The following is a 16,545-nucleotide window of genomic DNA, read 5'->3' as shown; positions in this document are numbered from 1 at the left end:
ATGAACTCACATACCCTCACCCAGGCCGATCCCGAACTGGCCCGGGCAATAGAATTGGAGCTGGAACGCCAGCGCAGGAATATTGAATTGATTGCCTCGGAAAATTTCGTCAGCCCGGCTGTTATGGAGGCCCAGGGTTCGGTGCTGACCAATAAATATGCGGAAGGTTATCCGGGAAAGCGCTATTATGGCGGCTGCGAGTTTGTGGATATGGCGGAAAGCCTGGCTATTTCCCGAGCCAAAGAAATATTTGGAGCCGAACATGCCAATGTACAGCCCCACTCCGGCGCCCAGGCCAACTTTGCCGTATATTTTGCCCTGCTGCAACCGGGGGATAAAATTTTAGGCATGAATCTGGCCCACGGCGGGCACCTCACCCATGGCAGCCCGGTTAATGTATCCGGCAAATATTTTAACGTTGTATCCTATGGTGTTGAAGAGCAAACCGGAAGAATTGATTATGATAAACTGCGCCAAATCGCCCTGCAGGAAAAGCCCAAAATGATTGTCGGGGGAGCCAGCGCCTATCCCCGGGCCATTGACTTTAAAACCATGGCTGAAATTGCCCGGGAGATTGGGGCTTACTTCTTCGTAGATATGGCCCACATTGCCGGGCTGGTGGCTGCCGGACTGCACCAAAGCCCGGTGCCCTATGCCGACGTAGTGACCACCACCACCCACAAGACCCTCCGGGGTCCCCGGGGCGGTATGATTTTATGCAAAGAACAATATGCCCAGTCAATTGATAAAGCCATTTTCCCCGGTTCCCAGGGCGGTCCCCTGATGCATGTCATCGCCGCCAAGGCCGCTGCCTTCGGGGAGGCCCTGAAGCCGGAGTTTAAGACTTATCAACAGCAAATTATCAACAATGCCCAGGCTCTGGCCGGCGGGTTGATGAAACGGGGCTTTAATCTGGTTTCCGGAGGCACCGACAATCACTTGATGCTGGTTGATCTCCGGGGAACAGGCATTACCGGTAAAGAAGCGGAAAAGCTTTTGGATGAAGTGCATGTAACCTGCAATAAAAACGCCATTCCTTTCGATCCTGAAAAGCCCTTTGTCACCAGTGGAATTCGTTTGGGCACACCCGCCGTTACCACCCGGGGCTTCCGGGAAGCGGAAATGGACACGGTGGCGGAAATCATCAGCATGAGCCTTAAGGGTAAAGACAACCCCGCTGCCCAAGACCAGGCCCGGACTATGGTGAAGGAATTGTGTGATAAATATCCGCTGTACTAGACTTGCGGGAATTTCTTGTGGGTCCAGTTGCTAGACTTATGGGTGGTTTCATTGAGTCTAGTAAAAGTACCGTTTTTTACAGGACCAATAAGTATTACCTTTAAGGCTAACAACAGGACCCATGAGCATTTCTCTTAAGTCCAGCAACTGACCCCAAAGAATTACCCCATAGCCTAAAAGAAGCACAGGAGGTGCTAAGCATGCGTCCTTCCTGGGAAGAATATTTTATGCAAATAACGCAGGTGGTGGCTTCCCGCTCCACCTGCTTGCGTCGTAAAGTGGGCGCGGCCATTGTAAAGGATAACCGTATTTTGGCCACCGGTTATAACGGTGCGCCGGCGGGGCTGGCTCACTGCATGGAGAGGGGCTGCCTGAGGGAGAAGCTGGGTATTCCCTCAGGCCAGCGCCACGAGCTTTGCCGGGCCCTCCACGCGGAGCAAAACGCCATTATCCAGGCCGCTGTACACGGCACAGCCATCCAAGGCAGTATGATCTATGTAACCACCCAGCCTTGTGTTATGTGTTCCAAGATGATTGTTAATGCAGGAATAAAAAAAGTGATCTTTGCCGGCGATTACCCCGATGAATTATCCTTGGAGATATTCAACGAAGCCGGCGTAGAGCTTATACGCATCTCTGTAAATGACTAGTTTTTAGCCTAGAAATTAGCCCCCAAAGCATGACCCAGGAGGTACAACCATGAACACTAAAAATATTGCCCTGCCCAGGCTGAACAATCTTTCGCCTACCATGGAATCTACCGCTTTGAAATTGATGGAGGAAGCCGGGGAATTGGCTCAAGCCATCGGTAAATTCCGTGGGATGAGTGGTGAACGGTCCCGACACGAAGAAAAAGAAGTTATGGAACACATTACCGAAGAACTCCTGGATGTCGCCCAAACCGCTGTCAGCATGATGTTTGTATTGGAAGAGTACTATGGTGTAGACATTGACCAAGCCCGGAAAGAACATGTAGAAAAGTTGGTCAGAAAGGGATATCTTGGTCTTTAGGCTCAAAGATGCATTTCTGAGTCCTGTTGCAGCAGGACCAAAAGCCGATAAAGCCGGCAACTTGGCCCATTGAAAAGCTCAAAAGGCAAAACTCCGGAGGATTATCCAAATGATAAAAATTCTAACTATTTTCGGCACTCGTCCTGAGGCCATTAAAATGGCTCCGTTGGTCAAAGAACTGAACAGCCATCCGGATAAAATTAAATCTTTGGTGGCAGTGACCGCCCAGCATAGGGAAATGCTGGACCAGGTGTTGGAACTGTTTCATATTGTTCCGGATTATGATCTGAACATTATGCAGGAGGGGCAAACCCTGTACGATGTTACTACCCGGGCTCTGAACGGTCTAAAGGACGTGCTGATGGATTGCAACCCGGACCTGGTACTGGTTCATGGAGATACCACCACCACCTTTGTGGCCGCCCTGGCCGCCTATTACCGACAGATCCCGGTCGGTCATGTGGAGGCCGGCCTGCGTACCCATAATAAATACTCGCCTTTCCCCGAGGAAATGAACCGGCACCTTACCGGGGCCTTGGCGGAATATCACTTTGCCCCCACCCAAAGAGCCATGGAGAATCTTTTAAAAGAGAACATTCACATGGAGAACATTTTTGTCACCGGAAACACGGTTATTGATGCCCTGAAAGCCACGGTTAAGGAAAATTATGTATTTTCCGATCCCCTTTTGAATAAGATAGATTTTGACAGACAACGTGTTCTGCTGGTTACCACTCACCGCCGGGAGAACCTAGGGGGACCTTTGCGGGAAGTATACCTGGCTTTAAAGGAAATTGTGGAAACCCATACAGATGTGGAAGTTGTTTTCCCGGTCCATAAAAATCCCGCGGTGCGGCGCGTGGTTCATGAAGTGCTGGAACGGGCGCCAAGAGTTCATTTGATCGAACCGCTGCAGTATGAACCTTTCATCAATCTCATGCAGCGTTGCCACCTGGTGCTTACAGATTCGGGCGGCATGCAGGAGGAGGCTCCTTCCTTTGGTAAACCGGTCTTGGTTTTAAGAGAAACCACCGAGCGGCCTGAAGCGGTTGAGGCCGGAACGGTGAAACTGGTGGGAACGGACCAAAGCGTTGTTCTATCTGTAACGAAAGAACTGCTGAACAACCCCCAAACATACCAGGATATGGCAGAAGCGGTGAATCCCTATGGCGATGGAATGGCTTCTAAAAGAATTGTAGATTTCATTTGTTACAAATTTCATTTGTCTGAAGAGGCTCCAAAGGAATTTTTTGCCACAAAATAATACAAATTTATTTAAAAAAGGATAAATATGGCTAAAAGATTAAAAAATTATTTAAAAAATTGGCTAAAATGCCCCGTAGGTTAGAGGAAAAACAGCAACTCTGTAGAAGATATATCTAAAACACCATTTAGATGACAAATTAATATTGACTCTAGCCCGTTGGGTATTGTGAATAAAGTATTTAGCCAAGGAAGATAAGGAGGAATCAACCCGCCAAATGAATGAAGAAGGAAAGGGTGGTCCTTTAAGAGCTTTGGCGATGGCTTCCTCCATCAGTGTAGAAATGGCCGCCACCACGGTGATTGGTTTCATGATAGGGCGGTGGGCAGATGGCAAATTCCATACCGATCCATGGCTGATGCTCCTGGGGCTTGTTCTGGGCATGGCCGGCGGTATGTGGGGGGTCATCCGAATCCTGGAGACCTTTCGCAAGAAGGACGAGGGGTGATTAAATGCTGGAATCCGGTATTATGCCCGGCTTGGAAACGCAACTGCGGCGGACGGTTAAATCAACGGCCATTATTGTAGCTTTTATTATGCTCATGGTCGTGTTGGACATCGGTAATCCTGTTTACAAAGGATTGCTGGTGGGGACCCTGGTCAGCCTGCAGAATGCCATTTTACTGAGCCGCCGCATAAAAAAGGTTGCTGCCATCAAAGATATAGGCAAAGCCATTTCTTATATGCGCAGGGGTTTTTACATCCGATTAATCATTATCATGGCCACCCTGTGGTTGTCGATCAAGATTCCGGGTATCAGCGTGAATGCCACAGCGGTAGGCTTGTTTGTTGCCCCGGTACTTTCTATCTCCGACTTTTTCATCACCGTCATTAAAGAGAGTATCTTAAAACAAGATTCTCTCAATAATAAAGTTAAACCATTTCAACGTGAAGGGGGTGAAAACGCATGAGTAGCGCTGCGGGAGCTGCCCATGCAGCAGGCGAAAGCCACGATATGCTGCATCAGGTAGAGCAGGCTCTGAATCTTTGGAACATTCCGTTATTTACCGACTACGATAAGTACTGGCACATTGCGGGCCTTAGCATCAGCCCCAGGACCATGATTATGACCTGGATCGCCATGGCACTGGTTTTATTATTTGCCTGGAGCTGTACCAGGAATCTGGATATCAGAAGTCCCAGAAAGGGACAGGCCACCTTTGAAATGTTGTGGGATTTTCTGGGCGGGCAGGTGTTTGGCAACCTGGGCAACAAGCTGGGGGCGGCCATGATGCCCATTATCGTGACCTTCTTTATTTATATTGCCTTTTCTAACTTACTGGGTCTGATTCCTACATTAAGTTCTCCCACGGCGGATAAAAACACAACCTTTGGTTTGGCCCTTATCGTGGTACTTTTGATTCATTACCACGGGCTCAAGGCCAATGGTGTCGGCAAGCACATCGGTCACTATTTCCAGCCCTTTAAGCCCTTTGTGGTGATTCACCTGATTGAAGAAATAGCCAGACCGGTTACACTGGCCTTCCGTCTTTACGGGAATATCTTTGCCGGTGAAGTGCTTATTGCCGTACTGTTGGGTCTAATCAGCATCAATGCCTATGTGTTTGGTGGATTTATTCCGTCGGTTATCTGGTTAGCTTTCTCAGTGTTCGTAGGCTTTGTTCAGGCCTTTGTGTTCGCGATGCTGACCATCGCATACGTTTCACAATTTGCTGCACATCACGATGCTGACCATTAGGGTTTAGGTTTTTAACATTTTACGAAAGGAGGAGAAAAAATGGAAGTTGGAGCTGCTGCTGCTATCGCCACTGGTTTGGCCGTTGGTCTGGGTGCTCTGGGTGCCGCTGTTGGTGACGGTATCTGCACCGGCAAGGCGATCGAGTCCATTGCTCGTCAGCCTGAAGCTAAAGGTACCATTCAAACCACCATGTTTATCTCTGTCGGTCTGATTGAATCCATCCCCATTATTGCTGTAGTACTTGCCTTCATGCTGTTTGGTAAACTCGGTTAATCAAAAGAATTTTTTTTACGTAAGGACAGGGGCGATACGGCGGGCTTAAATGCACTCCAAGCCCGCCGTCGCCTTCCTTATTGTCCGCCCAGACGGAAGGAGGGGAATTTGTGGAGAGCTTAGGTTTTAATGGAACGATATTAGCCCAGATGTTCAACTTCCTGGTCTTATTAATCCTGCTCCGGGCGGTAGCCTATAAGCCGTTTATGAACATGCTGGAAAAACGTAAGGAGTTGATCGAAAGCAGCATTGCTGCCGCCGAAGAAGATAAAAAGCAAGCAGAACAACTGCGTGCTTCCTTACAGGCCGAACTGAAGCGTACCCGGGAAGAGGCCGCAGAAATTATGGCCAAGGCCACCAAGAACGCCGAAGAACAGGCCCAGCAAATTATTGAAGCTGCTAAGGCTGAAGCCAATCGCGTAAAGGATTCTGCGGTGGTAGAAATCCAGCGCGAGAAGGAAAAGGCTGTTTCCGAACTGAGAGACCAGGTTGCTACTCTCTCCATTTTAGTGGCTGGCAAAATTATTGACCAGAAACTTAATGATGATATTCAAAAGGATCTGGTTAACAAATTTGTTAAAGAGGCAGGGGATCTGCCATGTTAAGAGGAGCTGTGGCAAGACGTTATGCCCAGGCTCTGTATGAAATTGCCGTAGCCAAGAATACCCTGGAAGTCCTGGAAAAGGAAATGAAGGGTGTGGCGGAAGCAATTGAAGGGTCCAGGGAACTCCAAAAGGCATTGTATCATCCCCAGGTGTTACCCGGCCAGAAAAAAGAACTGTTAAAAGCCATTTTTGGCGATAAAGTATCCCAGGAGACCATCAATTTCCTTGGTCTTGTAGTAGATAAGCGCAGGGAAAACTATTTTTCCGGCATTGCCGCCGAGTTTGTGGCTCTGGCCAATGCAGCCCGCAATACCGCGGCTGCCAGCATTACCTCGGCCGTTGAACTTGGGGAAGAGCAAAAGCAAGAAATTCTGAAAGTACTGACAAAGCTGTCCGGCAAGGAAGTGGACCCTGTCTTTATGGTGGATCCTTCCCTGATCGGCGGCGTGGTAGTTCGTATTGGCGATAAGATTATAGACGGCAGTATCAAGACCCGTCTTGCTACCCTCAAATCACGCCTCATGTCAAAAACCAGTTAATAGATAGGGGTGAACCAGTAGATGAATTTGCGACCTGAAGAGATCAGCTCGATCATTAGGCAGCAAATCGACAAATACGAGGCCCAGGTAGAAGTATCTGACGTGGGCACCGTTATCCAGGTCGGCGACGGTATCGCCCGTGTTTATGGCCTAGAGGACTGCATGTCCGCGGAACTGTTGGAATTCCCCGGCGGCACCCTCGGTATGGCCCTTAACCTGGAAGAAGATAACATCGGTTGCGTTATTATGGGTCCCTATACCCACATTAAGGAAGGCGATCCTGTTAAACGTACCGGTCGTATTATCTCCGTGCCAGTAGGCGATGCCCTAATTGGTCGTGTTGTTAACCCGCTTGGCCAGCCCATCGACGGCAAAGGCCCTATTAAATCCGATAAGTATCGCGCTACCGAGCGTATTGCCCCCGGTGTAATTACCCGTAAATCCGTTTCCGTACCCCTGCAAACCGGTATTAAGGCTATTGATGCCATGGTTCCCATTGGCCGGGGTCAGCGGGAGTTAATTATCGGTGACCGCCAGACCGGTAAAACCGCCGTTGCGGTGGATGCCATCATCAACCAAAAGGGTCAGAATGTAATCTGTATCTACGTGGCCGTAGGACAGAAAGCCTCCACCGTGGCCGGTGTTGTTCAGACCCTGGAAGCCCATGGCGCCATGGAATACTCCATTGTTGTGGCTGCCAACGCTTCCGAACCGTCTCCTCTGCTCTATCTGGCTCCCTATGCCGGCTGCGCCATGGGTGAGGAATTTATGGATAACGGCAAGGACGTTTTGATTGTATACGACGACCTGTCCAAGCAGGCCGCCGCCTATCGCGAATTGTCCCTGCTGCTGCGTCGTCCTCCCGGACGTGAAGCGTTCCCCGGCGACGTGTTCTATCTCCACTCCCGCCTGTTAGAGCGTGCTGCCCGTCTGAATGAGGACTTTGGCGGTGGTTCCCTGACCGCTCTGCCCATCATTGAGACCCAGGCCGGCGACGTGTCTGCTTATATTCCTACCAACGTGATTTCCATTACCGACGGCCAGATCTTCCTGGAGTCCGACCTGTTTAACGCCGGTCAGCGTCCTGCGATCTCCGTAGGTCTCTCGGTATCCCGCGTTGGTGGTGCCGCTCAGATTAAAGCCATGAAGCAGGTAGCCGGTCAGCTTCGTCTGGACCTGGCTCAGTACCGCGAATTGGCTGCTTTCGCCCAGTTCGGTTCCGACCTGGATAAAGCAACCCAGGCTCGTTTGAATCGTGGGGCCCGAACCGTACAAATTTTGAAGCAAGCTCAGTACAAGCCTTATCCCGTCGAGGAGCAAGTGGTTATCATCTACTCCGCCGTTAAAGGCTTGATTGATGATATCGACATCAACCGGGTAAGCGCCTTTGAAGAGGGTTTCATTAACTTTATGCGTTCCAGCAAAGCCGATATCCTGACGGCCATTCGGACCGACAAGGAAATCAAAGCCGAAACCGATGCCAAGTTACAGGCAGCCATCGAAGAGTTTAAGAAGTCCTTTGCCTAGGAAAGACTTAGGTCAAGGGGAGTTAAGGTGGTGATTGAGTAGATGGCCAGTGCGCAAGATATTAGGCGCCGGATTAAGAGTGTTAAGAATACCCAGCAAATCACCAAAGCCATGAAAATGGTTGCTGCTGCCAAGCTGCGTCGTGCTCAAGAGGCCGTTACCTCCGCCCGTCCTTTTGCCCTCAAGATTAGAGAGGTGCTCAGCCGTGTGGCTGCCGCCAGCGGCGGAGCCAGTCATCCGCTGCTGGAAGTTCGGGAAGTTAAAAAGACCGCCTATGTGGTTATTACCGCAGACCGGGGTCTTTGCGGGGGCTTTAACGCCAACGTGTTACGCCGCGCCGCCGGTGAAGTAACAGACCGCAGCAAGTCTTCTGTTGTGGGAGTCGGACGGAAGTCCAGGGACTTTTTTACCCGCCGCGGATTTGATATAGCAGCTTCTTACGTTGGTTTAGGTGAAAATATTCAGTTTTCACAGGCCAAGGAGATTGCCAAATTTGTTATGGACAAATATGTGGCCGGGGACTTTGACGAAGTCTTTCTGGTATTCAGCGAATTCGTTAATGTTCTCACCCAGCGGCCGGTTACAGTAAAACTGCTGCCGGTGGAGACTCCCGCTGAGGAATCGAAGGGTCCGAAGGTGGAATACATCTACGAACCTTCTGCCGAGGCCGTCCTATCAGAGCTATTACCCACCTATGTGGAATCAACGGTCTTCCGCGCCATGCTGGAAGCGAAGGCCGGCGAGCAGGGTGCCCGGATGACGGCCATGGATTCCGCTACCAAGAACGCCAAGGATATGATTAATAAATTAACTCTGTCCTTGAACCGTGCCCGTCAGGCTGCCATCACCAAGGAAATCTCCGAGATTGTTGGCGGAGCCGCGGCACTGGAATAAACAAGAGGTTTTAAAATCTGACTGCAAGGAGGTCGGAGAACGTAATGAATGTTGGCCATATCGTTACGGTAATCGGCGTTGTTGTGGACATCGAGTTCCAACCGGGCCAATTACCGGACATATATAACGCGGTTAAGATCCGCACCGAGGATCAGGACGACAAGTCCACCGAGGTAAACTTAACCCTAGAAGTGGCCCAGCACCTGGGCAACAACCGTGTTCGTGCCATTGCTATGTCCTCCGCCGAGGGCCTTAAGCGCGGCATGAAAGTGGTAGATACCGGTAAACCCATCTCTGTACCCGTAGGACGCCCTGTTTTGGGCCGCCTGCTGAACGTACAGGGTGAAGAGGTTGACGGATTACCCGCTGGAAAATATGATAAATATTATCCGATTCACCGTCCTGCCCCGGCTCTGATTGATCAGTCCACCAAGGCTGAGATGCTGGAAACAGGAATCAAGGTTATCGATTTAATGATCCCCTTCCTAAAGGGTGGTAAAATTGGTCTCTTCGGCGGTGCCGGTGTAGGTAAAACCGTTATCGTTATGGAGCTTATTAACAACATTGCTAAGCAGCACGGCGGTATCTCGGTATTCGCCGGCGTAGGCGAGCGTACCCGTGAAGGGAACGACCTCTACCATGAAATGAAGGAAGCCGGCGTTTTGGATAAAACCATCATGGTTTTCGGTCAGATGAACGAGCCTCCGGGCGCCCGCCTGCGGGTAGGTTTGACCGGTTTGACCATGGCCGAGTACTTCCGTGATGAAGAGGGTGCCGACACCCTGCTCTTCATCGACAACATCTTCCGTTTCACCCAGGCTGGTTCCGAGGTTTCCGCGCTGCTGGGCCGTATGCCTTCCGCGGTAGGTTATCAGCCCACCCTGGCCACTGAAATGGGGCAGTTGCAGGAACGGATTACCTCTACCACCAAGGGTTCCGTTACTTCGGTACAGGCTATTTACGTGCCTGCGGACGATTTGACCGACCCGGCGCCGGCCAACGCCTTCGCGCACCTGGACGCCACCGTTGTATTAAGCCGTGCCATTTCCGAGCTGGGGATTTATCCTGCGGTTGATCCGCTGGATTCCACTTCCCGGATTCTTGACCCCCACGTAGTGGGCAAAGAGCATTACGATTGCGCCCGCCGGGTGCAGGGCGTACTGCAGCGTTATAAGGAACTGCAGGACATCATCGCCATTCTGGGTATGGATGAACTGTCCGACGAAGATAAGCTCATCGTGGCCCGGGCCCGGAAACTGCAGCGTTTCCTGTCCCAGCCCTTCCACGTGGCGGAAACCTTTACCGGCGCCCCCGGTAAATATGTAACCCTGAAAGATACCATCCGCGGCTTCAATGAGGTTGTGGACGGCAAGTATGACCACCTGCCTGAGCAAGCCTTCTACATGGTAGGCGGCATTGAAGAAGTTCTGGAGAAGGCTAAAAAGATTGAGGCTGGTGTTTAATCATGGCTAAAACCCAACGCCTTGATATCGTCACTCCTGAAAAAGTTGTCTTCAGTGAAGAGATTGAATTCATCGTGGCACCCGGTGCCGCCGGTGAGCTCGGTGTCTTGCCTGAACACGCTCCTCTGGTAACAGCCCTCAAAGTAGGCGTTATGAGAGTGCAGCAGGGCGGTAAATTCTTTAAAGTGGCCGTCAGCGGTGGGTTCATGGAAGTTAAGAACAGCCGAGTGGTTGTTCTGGCTGACACCGCCGAACGGGCCGATCAAATTAATGTCGAGCGGGCAAAAGAGGCCAAACAGCGCGCTGAGCAGCGCTTGGCCGCCAAAAATGCCGAGATCGATGTCGCCAGGGCGGAAATTGCCCTAACCAAGGCGCTTAACCGAATTAAAGCTGCCGAATAAGCAGCCCTAAAAGCCAGGATAGTATTGAACTATCCTGGCTTTTTGTATTTCCGGCGGAGGATGTGGCAATACTGGAACTTGTAGGTATTCCTTTGGGGTCTACTAGCCTCAAGGGCAATGTTTATGGGTCTTGCTGCTAGACTTAGGGGCTATGCTCATAGGTCCTGTAAAAAGGATACTTCTACTGGACCCAAGGGGAATACCTATCAGTCTAACAACAGGACCCCAAAGTTTTACTTATAAGTCTAGCAACTAGGCCTAAAAGGAATGCCTATCAGGAGAAGAACATTGGAAAAAATTATTGTCAACGGCAGCAAGCCTCTGGAAGGAAATATACGGGTTAGCGGTGCCAAGAATGCGGTTTTGCCGATACTGGCCGCTTCACTGCTAACAGAATCCCCCACCCGTCTGTTGGATGTGCCAAATCTGGCGGATGTGGGAATCATCAGCTCGGTGCTGGAGCATCTGGGAGCCAGAATAGAACGAAACCCGGGTGAGTTATCCATAAAGGTTCCCGACTTAACGCAGACCGAGGCTCCCTATGAATATGTGCGTAAAATGAGGGCGTCCTTTCTGGTCTTGGGGCCCTTGCTGGCCCGGGCCGGCAAGGCGAGAATCTCCCTGCCCGGCGGCTGTGCCATCGGCACCCGGCCCATTGACCTGCATCTAAAGGGTTTTGCCGCCCTGGGGGCAGATATTCGCTATGGTTCCGGCTATATCGAAGCAGTTGCCAGGGAATTAAAAGGAGCAAAGATTTACTTAGACTTTCCCAGCGTTGGGGCCACTGAAAACATTATGATGGCTGCTGTACTGGCCAGAGGTCAGACCTGCATTGAAAATGCTGCGGAAGAACCGGAAATTGTGGACCTGGCCAATTACCTGAACTCCATGGGGGCAAAAATTAAAGGAGCCGGCACCAAGGTGATCCGCATTGACGGCGTGCCAGGATTGAACGGAGCCACCCATGCGGTTATTCCGGACCGCATCGAAGCCGGAACCTATCTGGTGGCTGCGGCCATCACCAAGGGTCAGGTGCTGGTGGAAAACATCATTGTGGACCACCTGAAGCCGGTGATGGCAAAACTGACCGAGGCCGGGGTGGAACTGGTGGAAGAGGAGAACGGCATCCGGGTATATGGCCATGGCCGAATCAAAGGAATTGACATAAAGACCATGCCTTACCCCGGTTTTCCCACCGACATGCAGGCCCAGATTATGGCCCTTACCTCGGTGGCCGAGGGCACCAGCATCATTACCGAAACCGTCTTTGAAAACCGTTTCATGCACGTAAACGAGTTGAAACGCATGGGGGCCAAAATAAAAATTGAAGGAAGAACCGCCATTGTGCAGGGTGTAAAGAGGCTCACCGGGGCTCAGGTAAAAGCCACTGATTTAAGGGCAGGCGCTTCCCTGGTACTGGCCGGCCTGATCAGTGAAGGAGAAACGGAAGTATCCAACATCCATCACATTGACCGGGGATACGAAAATTTTATCGAAAAACTTCAGGGCATTGGAGCCAATATCCGCCGGGTGGAAGAATGTGTTCCCGCCGGAGTGGGTTGAAAAAGATACAAATATATGAGGGCAGATGGAATAAATAGCCATCTGCCCTCATATATTTGTAAGGGGACATGCTGGTTATTTAGCAAGCGAGGTGTGTCTCACAAAATCATATTAATGCATTAGAGGTGAATCCTTTGCTTCGTAAAATCGGACTGGCCTTGGTGGGAATAATCGTTCTAATTGTAGCTTTTCCAACCTTTTCCTTAAAATTGGCCCAGTGGTTGAAACCGGCCCAAATTAAAACACAAGAGGCAGCCGTAAGCATGTACAATCATGAAACCGGTCAAATTATAAAACTCCCCATGAATGAATATCTCCTGGGGGTTGTGGCTGCCGAAATGCCGGCTTCTTTTCCTGTGGAAGCCTTAAAGGCTCAGGCGGTGGCGGCCCGTACCTTCATCATGCAGCGCATGGTGCCCGGCGGGGTGGCCAACAACAAACACCCCGGAGCGGATGTTTCCAGCGATCCCAAAGAGGGTCAGGCCTGGATTTCCCGGGAAGAAATGAAAAATCGCTGGGGCCCGGTTAAATTCATGGAATATTACTATAAAATAAAATGGGCGGTGGACAGCACCAAAGGGCAGGTTATTACCTATCAAAATCAACTGATCTTTCCGGCCTTTCACGCTTCCTGCGGCGGGGGCACTGAAAATGCCGAAGACGTATGGGCCGCCTCGGCTCCCTACCTGAAAGGAGTGGACTGTCCTTACAATGCCGACCCCAACCCGGATCGTCAGGTAACCTTCACCTTGGCGGAATTGGACCAAAAATTGAAAACAAACCTTTCAGCCACCCCGGTGGTTGCCGGCAACAAGGCCATACCCGTTCTGGTTACCAAAGAAACCGGCACCGGCCGTCCCAAGGAAATAAAAATCGGCAGCAAGACCTATCCCGCCACCATGCTGCGGGAAATCCTGGGTCTGCGGTCCACCCGGATTACCTGGGAAATAAAAGGAGATAAAATTACCTTTACCACCCGGGGCTACGGCCATGGGGTGGGACTATGCCAATACGGCGCCAAAGGCATGGCCCAGCAGGGCAAAGACTACAAACAAATTCTTCAACATTACTACACCGGCGTGGAGATTGTGTCGATGGACTAGTCTTGTAAGTAGTGCTCCCGGGTCCAGACTCTGAGGCGTTCCTTGAGGGTCCTGTTGCTGGCCTTGCGGGCTATACTCACGGATCCTGTAGAAAAAACACTAGACCCCAAAGGAATGCTAACAAGTCTAACAACAGGACCCAAAAGAAGGGCCCAATAGGCAGGACCTAAGGAAATGCTAATTAGGCTAACAACTTGCCCCAAAGAAATCCTTATGAGTATAAAATCAATCGCTTTCGGCCATACTCTAACTAAATGAGTAACCGAGGTGATCTGATAATGTGGCCCTTTGAAGATAGCTTGCGCGATCAGAACCCAATTAGAAAATATCGGGAATGGCTGAAAAGATGGCTGTTTAAAAATAACCAGCTTAACACCGTGGCCTTGATTGGATTTGTGTTGTCCCTCTCCCTGTTGTCCGCGTACCTCTTTTATAGCTGGCACAACCAACCCAATACCACTCTGGCAATCACCAGTCCACCGGCTGTCCAGAAGACAGAAAACCAGCCGGTTTCTGAACAAAACACTTCCGGCGTTCAGGAACCGTTGGAAAAGGCGGTTGTACAAACGCCGGTAAATCCGGAGGAAATGGTGAAACCGGTCATGGGTCATGCCCTTACCGGCGTGGGCATGAGCTTTTCCGAAGTGTTCCAGGACTACCGGTATAATAGTGGAGTGGCCTTGGCTGCCAATCCCGGGGCAGAAATCAAAGCCGCCCTTCCGGGTACCGTATCCCTGGTAAGCACAGCGGAGAACGGCACCCAACAGGTCACGGTGAACCACGGCGACGGCTGGGAAACGATCTACAGCGGATTGGAACAAGTCGTGGTTAAAGCCGGAGAGAGACTATCCCGGGATGCCGTCATCGGTACTCTGGGTGCTTACAATAGAATAAACGGGATTAATCAGAATCACCTGTTCTTTAAAGTAACCAAGGATGGGGAACCTGTGGACCCCAATACTTACTGGAAATAAAAAATAGATTGTCCTAGCCAATGAAAATGGCCGTTTACCGGCCATTTTCTTTTTGTTTTGTGGCATTTCTACTACCCTCCTGCATATATTTAAATAAAAGTTTCGCTGGGCTACGTCAATTCCATGAAAATCGATATTGAAAGAAAACCGGGGACCCAGGTCAACGGGTTTTACCAATATGTTTTATCAGTGACGACCGGCAAAGGTTTTTTGCAACAGGCATCCCCGTCGGATGTCTGAAGACCGAAACAGGAGGTAGGGAAATGCAGGACTACATCCAAAAACGGGTGCTGGACATCTGTGCATATATTTTGGAGACAAAGGCCACCGTTCGGGGGGCGGCCCAGGTTTTCCAGGTAAGCAAAAGCACGGTCCACAAAGATATGACCGAGCGGCTTCCTTCATTAAATAAACACCTGGCGCAGGAGGTCAAAGCCATACTGGATGAGAATAAGGCCGAGCGCCATTTAAGGGGCGGGGAAGCCACCCGGCGCAAATATAAAGAAATTATTTAATCCCGCTGAGAAATTTTATATATAAAGAGGAATTTTAGTAGGAAGGATAGAATTTTACTGAATTAGGTCAAATCTGCCTTTCCTACTTTTTTCTTTTGTTTCTACGTTTCCTATTCCGTGGCTAGACGGGCGGACAAGCCCTTGCTGAGGGTATTCCTCAAGGGTCCGGCTGTCGTCATTTGTTTTCAGCAGGAAACCGGATGTCAAAGACTGAAAACAATTGACCAACCTTTGATACATAATAAAAACCGAATCATAATACCTATTTTAGGAGGAACAACAAATGTTTGGACTGAGCTCCGACATCGGGGTGGACCTGGGAACCGCCAGCGTACTGGTTTATGTAAAAGGAAAAGGAATTGTTCTCCGGGAACCTTCGGTGGTAGCCATAAATAAAGACACCGGACGGATTATTGCCGTGGGTGAAGAAGCCCGCCGCATGCTGGGCCGCACCCCGGGCAATATTGTAGCCACCCGCCCCCTGCGGGAAGGAGTTATCGCCGATTACGACGTAACAGAAAAAATGCTTCGTTACTTCATTAATAAAGCCAACGGCAAGAAATGGTTCTTCCGCCCCCGGGTTATGGTCTGCATCCCCTCCGGGGTTACCGGGGTAGAAGAACGGGCCGTCCGCCAGGCCACCATCCAGGCCGGCGGCCGCACCGCTCACCTCATTGAAGAGCCCCTGGCAGCCGCCCTGGGCGCGGGCATCGACATTTCGGAACCCAGCGGCTCCATGGTGGTGGACATCGGCGGCGGCACCTCCGATGTGGCTGTCCTCTCCCTAGGCGGCATTGTGGTCAGCCGTTCCATCCGGGTAGGCGGAGACAAGTTCGACGAAGCCATCGTGCGCTACATAAGGAAAGAATTCAGCCTCATGATCGGTGAACGTACCGGCGAGGAAATTAAAGTGGAAATTGCCACCGCGCACCCTCAGCGTACCGGAGAAAGAGTCATGCAAATCCGTGGCCGTGACCTGATTACCGGCCTGCCTAAAGCGGTTACCGTCAGCAGCCACCAGATTTACAACGCTATTGAGGAACCATTGGAAGCTGTAGTGGGAGCTGTGAAAGAAGTGCTGGAGGTAACCCCTCCCGAACTGGCCGCCGATATTGTCAACAAAGGCATCGTCATGACCGGTGGCGGCGCACTGCTCAACGGTATGGATACCCTCCTCTCCGAGGAGACCGGTCTCCCGGTTTATGTAGCTGACGACGCTATCTCCTGTATCGCCTTGGGTACCGGCAAGGCGCTGGCTATGATGAATGTGCTGCCGAAACAGAAGAGCAGTAAGCTGTTTAAGAAGGTCATGGGGTAATATAAAAAGAATAATCTAGGGAACATTTCAGAAAAAGGAAGCGTCTATCTCTTTGAAAGGAAGGATAGACGCCTTTTTATTTTAAAGTTGATCATAAAAAACTTTCACCTTTGCGGGAACCTTTTGTGAAAACAGCCGTCTAACTTATTGAATTGCT

The 16,545-nt window shown here is 50.7% G+C and carries 19 protein-coding genes; all 19 read left to right on the top strand.

From position 1 onward, the window contains the following. Nucleotides 1-1,239, top strand: a complete 1,239-nt coding sequence (locus tag DESRU_RS18635; RefSeq protein ID WP_013843645.1) for a serine hydroxymethyltransferase — start codon at nucleotides 1-3, stop codon at nucleotides 1,237-1,239. A gap of 200 nt (nucleotides 1,240-1,439) precedes the next feature. Next, a complete protein-coding gene (locus tag DESRU_RS18630; RefSeq protein ID WP_013843644.1) occupies nucleotides 1,440-1,889 on the top strand; it encodes a deoxycytidylate deaminase in 450 nt (149 codons plus the stop codon). Nucleotides 1,890-1,938: 49 nt separating this feature from the next. Further along, nucleotides 1,939-2,250, top strand: a complete 312-nt coding sequence (locus DESRU_RS18625) for a MazG-like family protein (protein WP_013843643.1) — start codon at nucleotides 1,939-1,941, stop codon at nucleotides 2,248-2,250. A 109-nt stretch (nucleotides 2,251-2,359) separates the two neighbouring features. Further along, nucleotides 2,360-3,514: a non-hydrolyzing UDP-N-acetylglucosamine 2-epimerase gene (gene wecB, locus DESRU_RS18620; RefSeq protein ID WP_013843642.1), complete on the top strand. Its 1,155-nt coding sequence runs from the start codon at nucleotides 2,360-2,362 to the stop codon at nucleotides 3,512-3,514. 217 nt (nucleotides 3,515-3,731) lie between these two features. Beyond that, nucleotides 3,732-3,962, top strand: coding sequence for an AtpZ/AtpI family protein (locus tag DESRU_RS18615; protein WP_013843641.1), 231 nt, complete (start codon nucleotides 3,732-3,734; stop codon nucleotides 3,960-3,962). Nucleotides 3,963-3,966: 4 nt separating this feature from the next. After that, complete coding sequence (locus tag DESRU_RS18610; protein ID WP_013843640.1) at nucleotides 3,967-4,425, top strand: ATP synthase subunit I; 459 nt, start codon at nucleotides 3,967-3,969, stop codon at nucleotides 4,423-4,425. Then, the gene (gene atpB, locus DESRU_RS18605) at nucleotides 4,422-5,213 is read left to right on the top strand and encodes a F0F1 ATP synthase subunit A (protein WP_013843639.1); all 792 of its coding nucleotides are present in this window, start codon (nucleotides 4,422-4,424) and stop codon (nucleotides 5,211-5,213) included. Before DESRU_RS18610 ends, atpB begins: the two co-directional genes overlap by 4 nt. A gap of 39 nt (nucleotides 5,214-5,252) precedes the next feature. Further along, nucleotides 5,253-5,486, top strand: coding sequence for a F0F1 ATP synthase subunit C (gene atpE / locus DESRU_RS18600; protein WP_011879445.1), 234 nt, complete (start codon nucleotides 5,253-5,255; stop codon nucleotides 5,484-5,486). A gap of 110 nt (nucleotides 5,487-5,596) precedes the next feature. Next, nucleotides 5,597-6,091, top strand: coding sequence for a F0F1 ATP synthase subunit B (gene atpF / locus DESRU_RS18595; protein ID WP_013843638.1), 495 nt, complete (start codon nucleotides 5,597-5,599; stop codon nucleotides 6,089-6,091). Then, on the top strand, nucleotides 6,085-6,630 hold the full coding sequence (locus DESRU_RS18590) for a F0F1 ATP synthase subunit delta (RefSeq protein ID WP_013843637.1): 546 nt from the start codon (nucleotides 6,085-6,087) through the stop codon (nucleotides 6,628-6,630). The genes atpF and DESRU_RS18590 overlap by 7 nt, the downstream gene beginning before the upstream one ends. A gap of 21 nt (nucleotides 6,631-6,651) precedes the next feature. Beyond that, a complete protein-coding gene (gene atpA, locus DESRU_RS18585; protein ID WP_013843636.1) occupies nucleotides 6,652-8,157 on the top strand; it encodes a F0F1 ATP synthase subunit alpha in 1,506 nt (501 codons plus the stop codon). 42 nt (nucleotides 8,158-8,199) lie between these two features. Further along, nucleotides 8,200-9,051, top strand: coding sequence for an ATP synthase F1 subunit gamma (gene atpG / locus DESRU_RS18580; protein WP_013843635.1), 852 nt, complete (start codon nucleotides 8,200-8,202; stop codon nucleotides 9,049-9,051). A 44-nt stretch (nucleotides 9,052-9,095) separates the two neighbouring features. Further along, complete coding sequence (gene atpD / locus DESRU_RS18575) at nucleotides 9,096-10,514, top strand: F0F1 ATP synthase subunit beta (RefSeq protein WP_013843634.1); 1,419 nt, start codon at nucleotides 9,096-9,098, stop codon at nucleotides 10,512-10,514. A 2-nt stretch (nucleotides 10,515-10,516) separates the two neighbouring features. Beyond that, a complete protein-coding gene (locus tag DESRU_RS18570) occupies nucleotides 10,517-10,915 on the top strand; it encodes a F0F1 ATP synthase subunit epsilon (protein ID WP_013843633.1) in 399 nt (132 codons plus the stop codon). A gap of 288 nt (nucleotides 10,916-11,203) precedes the next feature. Beyond that, entirely contained in the window at nucleotides 11,204-12,478 is a 1,275-nt protein-coding gene (murA, locus tag DESRU_RS18565; protein WP_013843632.1) for a UDP-N-acetylglucosamine 1-carboxyvinyltransferase, read from the top strand. 134 nt (nucleotides 12,479-12,612) lie between these two features. Next, nucleotides 12,613-13,581: a stage II sporulation protein D gene (gene spoIID / locus DESRU_RS18560; protein ID WP_013843631.1), complete on the top strand. Its 969-nt coding sequence runs from the start codon at nucleotides 12,613-12,615 to the stop codon at nucleotides 13,579-13,581. 278 nt (nucleotides 13,582-13,859) lie between these two features. Continuing rightward, on the top strand, nucleotides 13,860-14,555 hold the full coding sequence (locus tag DESRU_RS18555) for a M23 family metallopeptidase (protein WP_013843630.1): 696 nt from the start codon (nucleotides 13,860-13,862) through the stop codon (nucleotides 14,553-14,555). Nucleotides 14,556-14,818: 263 nt separating this feature from the next. Further along, nucleotides 14,819-15,070 carry a sporulation transcriptional regulator SpoIIID gene (gene spoIIID / locus DESRU_RS18550; protein ID WP_013843629.1) on the top strand — a complete coding sequence of 84 codons (252 nt, stop codon included), beginning with the start codon at nucleotides 14,819-14,821 and terminating at the stop codon, nucleotides 15,068-15,070. A gap of 283 nt (nucleotides 15,071-15,353) precedes the next feature. After that, nucleotides 15,354-16,388 (top strand): rod shape-determining protein, encoded by a 1,035-nt coding sequence (mreB, locus tag DESRU_RS18545; RefSeq protein WP_013843628.1) that lies wholly within the window; start codon nucleotides 15,354-15,356, stop codon nucleotides 16,386-16,388. Nucleotides 16,389-16,545: the final 157 nt, after the last annotated feature.

The organism is Desulforamulus ruminis DSM 2154 (genome assembly GCF_000215085.1).
Taxonomy (GTDB): domain Bacteria; phylum Bacillota; class Desulfotomaculia; order Desulfotomaculales; family Desulfotomaculaceae; genus Desulfotomaculum; species Desulfotomaculum ruminis.
This window is presented reverse-complemented; position numbering and strand designations above follow the sequence as displayed.

What these genes read in the sequence shown, in the direction of transcription:
- DESRU_RS18610 (WP_013843640.1), top strand. Translation starts at nt 3,967, where the DNA reads ATGCTGGAATCCGGTATTATGCCCGGCTTGGAAACGCAACTGCGGCGG.
- atpG (WP_013843635.1), top strand. Translation starts at nt 8,200, where the DNA reads ATGGCCAGTGCGCAAGATATTAGGCGCCGGATTAAGAGTGTTAAGAAT.
- atpB (WP_013843639.1), top strand. Translation starts at nt 4,422, where the DNA reads ATGAGTAGCGCTGCGGGAGCTGCCCATGCAGCAGGCGAAAGCCACGAT.
- DESRU_RS18555 (WP_013843630.1), top strand. Translation starts at nt 13,860, where the DNA reads ATGTGGCCCTTTGAAGATAGCTTGCGCGATCAGAACCCAATTAGAAAA.
- DESRU_RS18615 (WP_013843641.1), top strand. Translation starts at nt 3,732, where the DNA reads ATGAATGAAGAAGGAAAGGGTGGTCCTTTAAGAGCTTTGGCGATGGCT.
- DESRU_RS18630 (WP_013843644.1), top strand. Translation starts at nt 1,440, where the DNA reads ATGCGTCCTTCCTGGGAAGAATATTTTATGCAAATAACGCAGGTGGTG.
- atpE (WP_011879445.1), top strand. Translation starts at nt 5,253, where the DNA reads ATGGAAGTTGGAGCTGCTGCTGCTATCGCCACTGGTTTGGCCGTTGGT.
- atpA (WP_013843636.1), top strand. Translation starts at nt 6,652, where the DNA reads ATGAATTTGCGACCTGAAGAGATCAGCTCGATCATTAGGCAGCAAATC.
- spoIIID (WP_013843629.1), top strand. Translation starts at nt 14,819, where the DNA reads ATGCAGGACTACATCCAAAAACGGGTGCTGGACATCTGTGCATATATT.
- DESRU_RS18570 (WP_013843633.1), top strand. Translation starts at nt 10,517, where the DNA reads ATGGCTAAAACCCAACGCCTTGATATCGTCACTCCTGAAAAAGTTGTC.
- DESRU_RS18590 (WP_013843637.1), top strand. Translation starts at nt 6,085, where the DNA reads ATGTTAAGAGGAGCTGTGGCAAGACGTTATGCCCAGGCTCTGTATGAA.
- mreB (WP_013843628.1), top strand. Translation starts at nt 15,354, where the DNA reads ATGTTTGGACTGAGCTCCGACATCGGGGTGGACCTGGGAACCGCCAGC.
- DESRU_RS18625 (WP_013843643.1), top strand. Translation starts at nt 1,939, where the DNA reads ATGAACACTAAAAATATTGCCCTGCCCAGGCTGAACAATCTTTCGCCT.
- atpD (WP_013843634.1), top strand. Translation starts at nt 9,096, where the DNA reads ATGAATGTTGGCCATATCGTTACGGTAATCGGCGTTGTTGTGGACATC.
- wecB (WP_013843642.1), top strand. Translation starts at nt 2,360, where the DNA reads ATGATAAAAATTCTAACTATTTTCGGCACTCGTCCTGAGGCCATTAAA.
- DESRU_RS18635 (WP_013843645.1), top strand. Translation starts at nt 1, where the DNA reads ATGAACTCACATACCCTCACCCAGGCCGATCCCGAACTGGCCCGGGCA.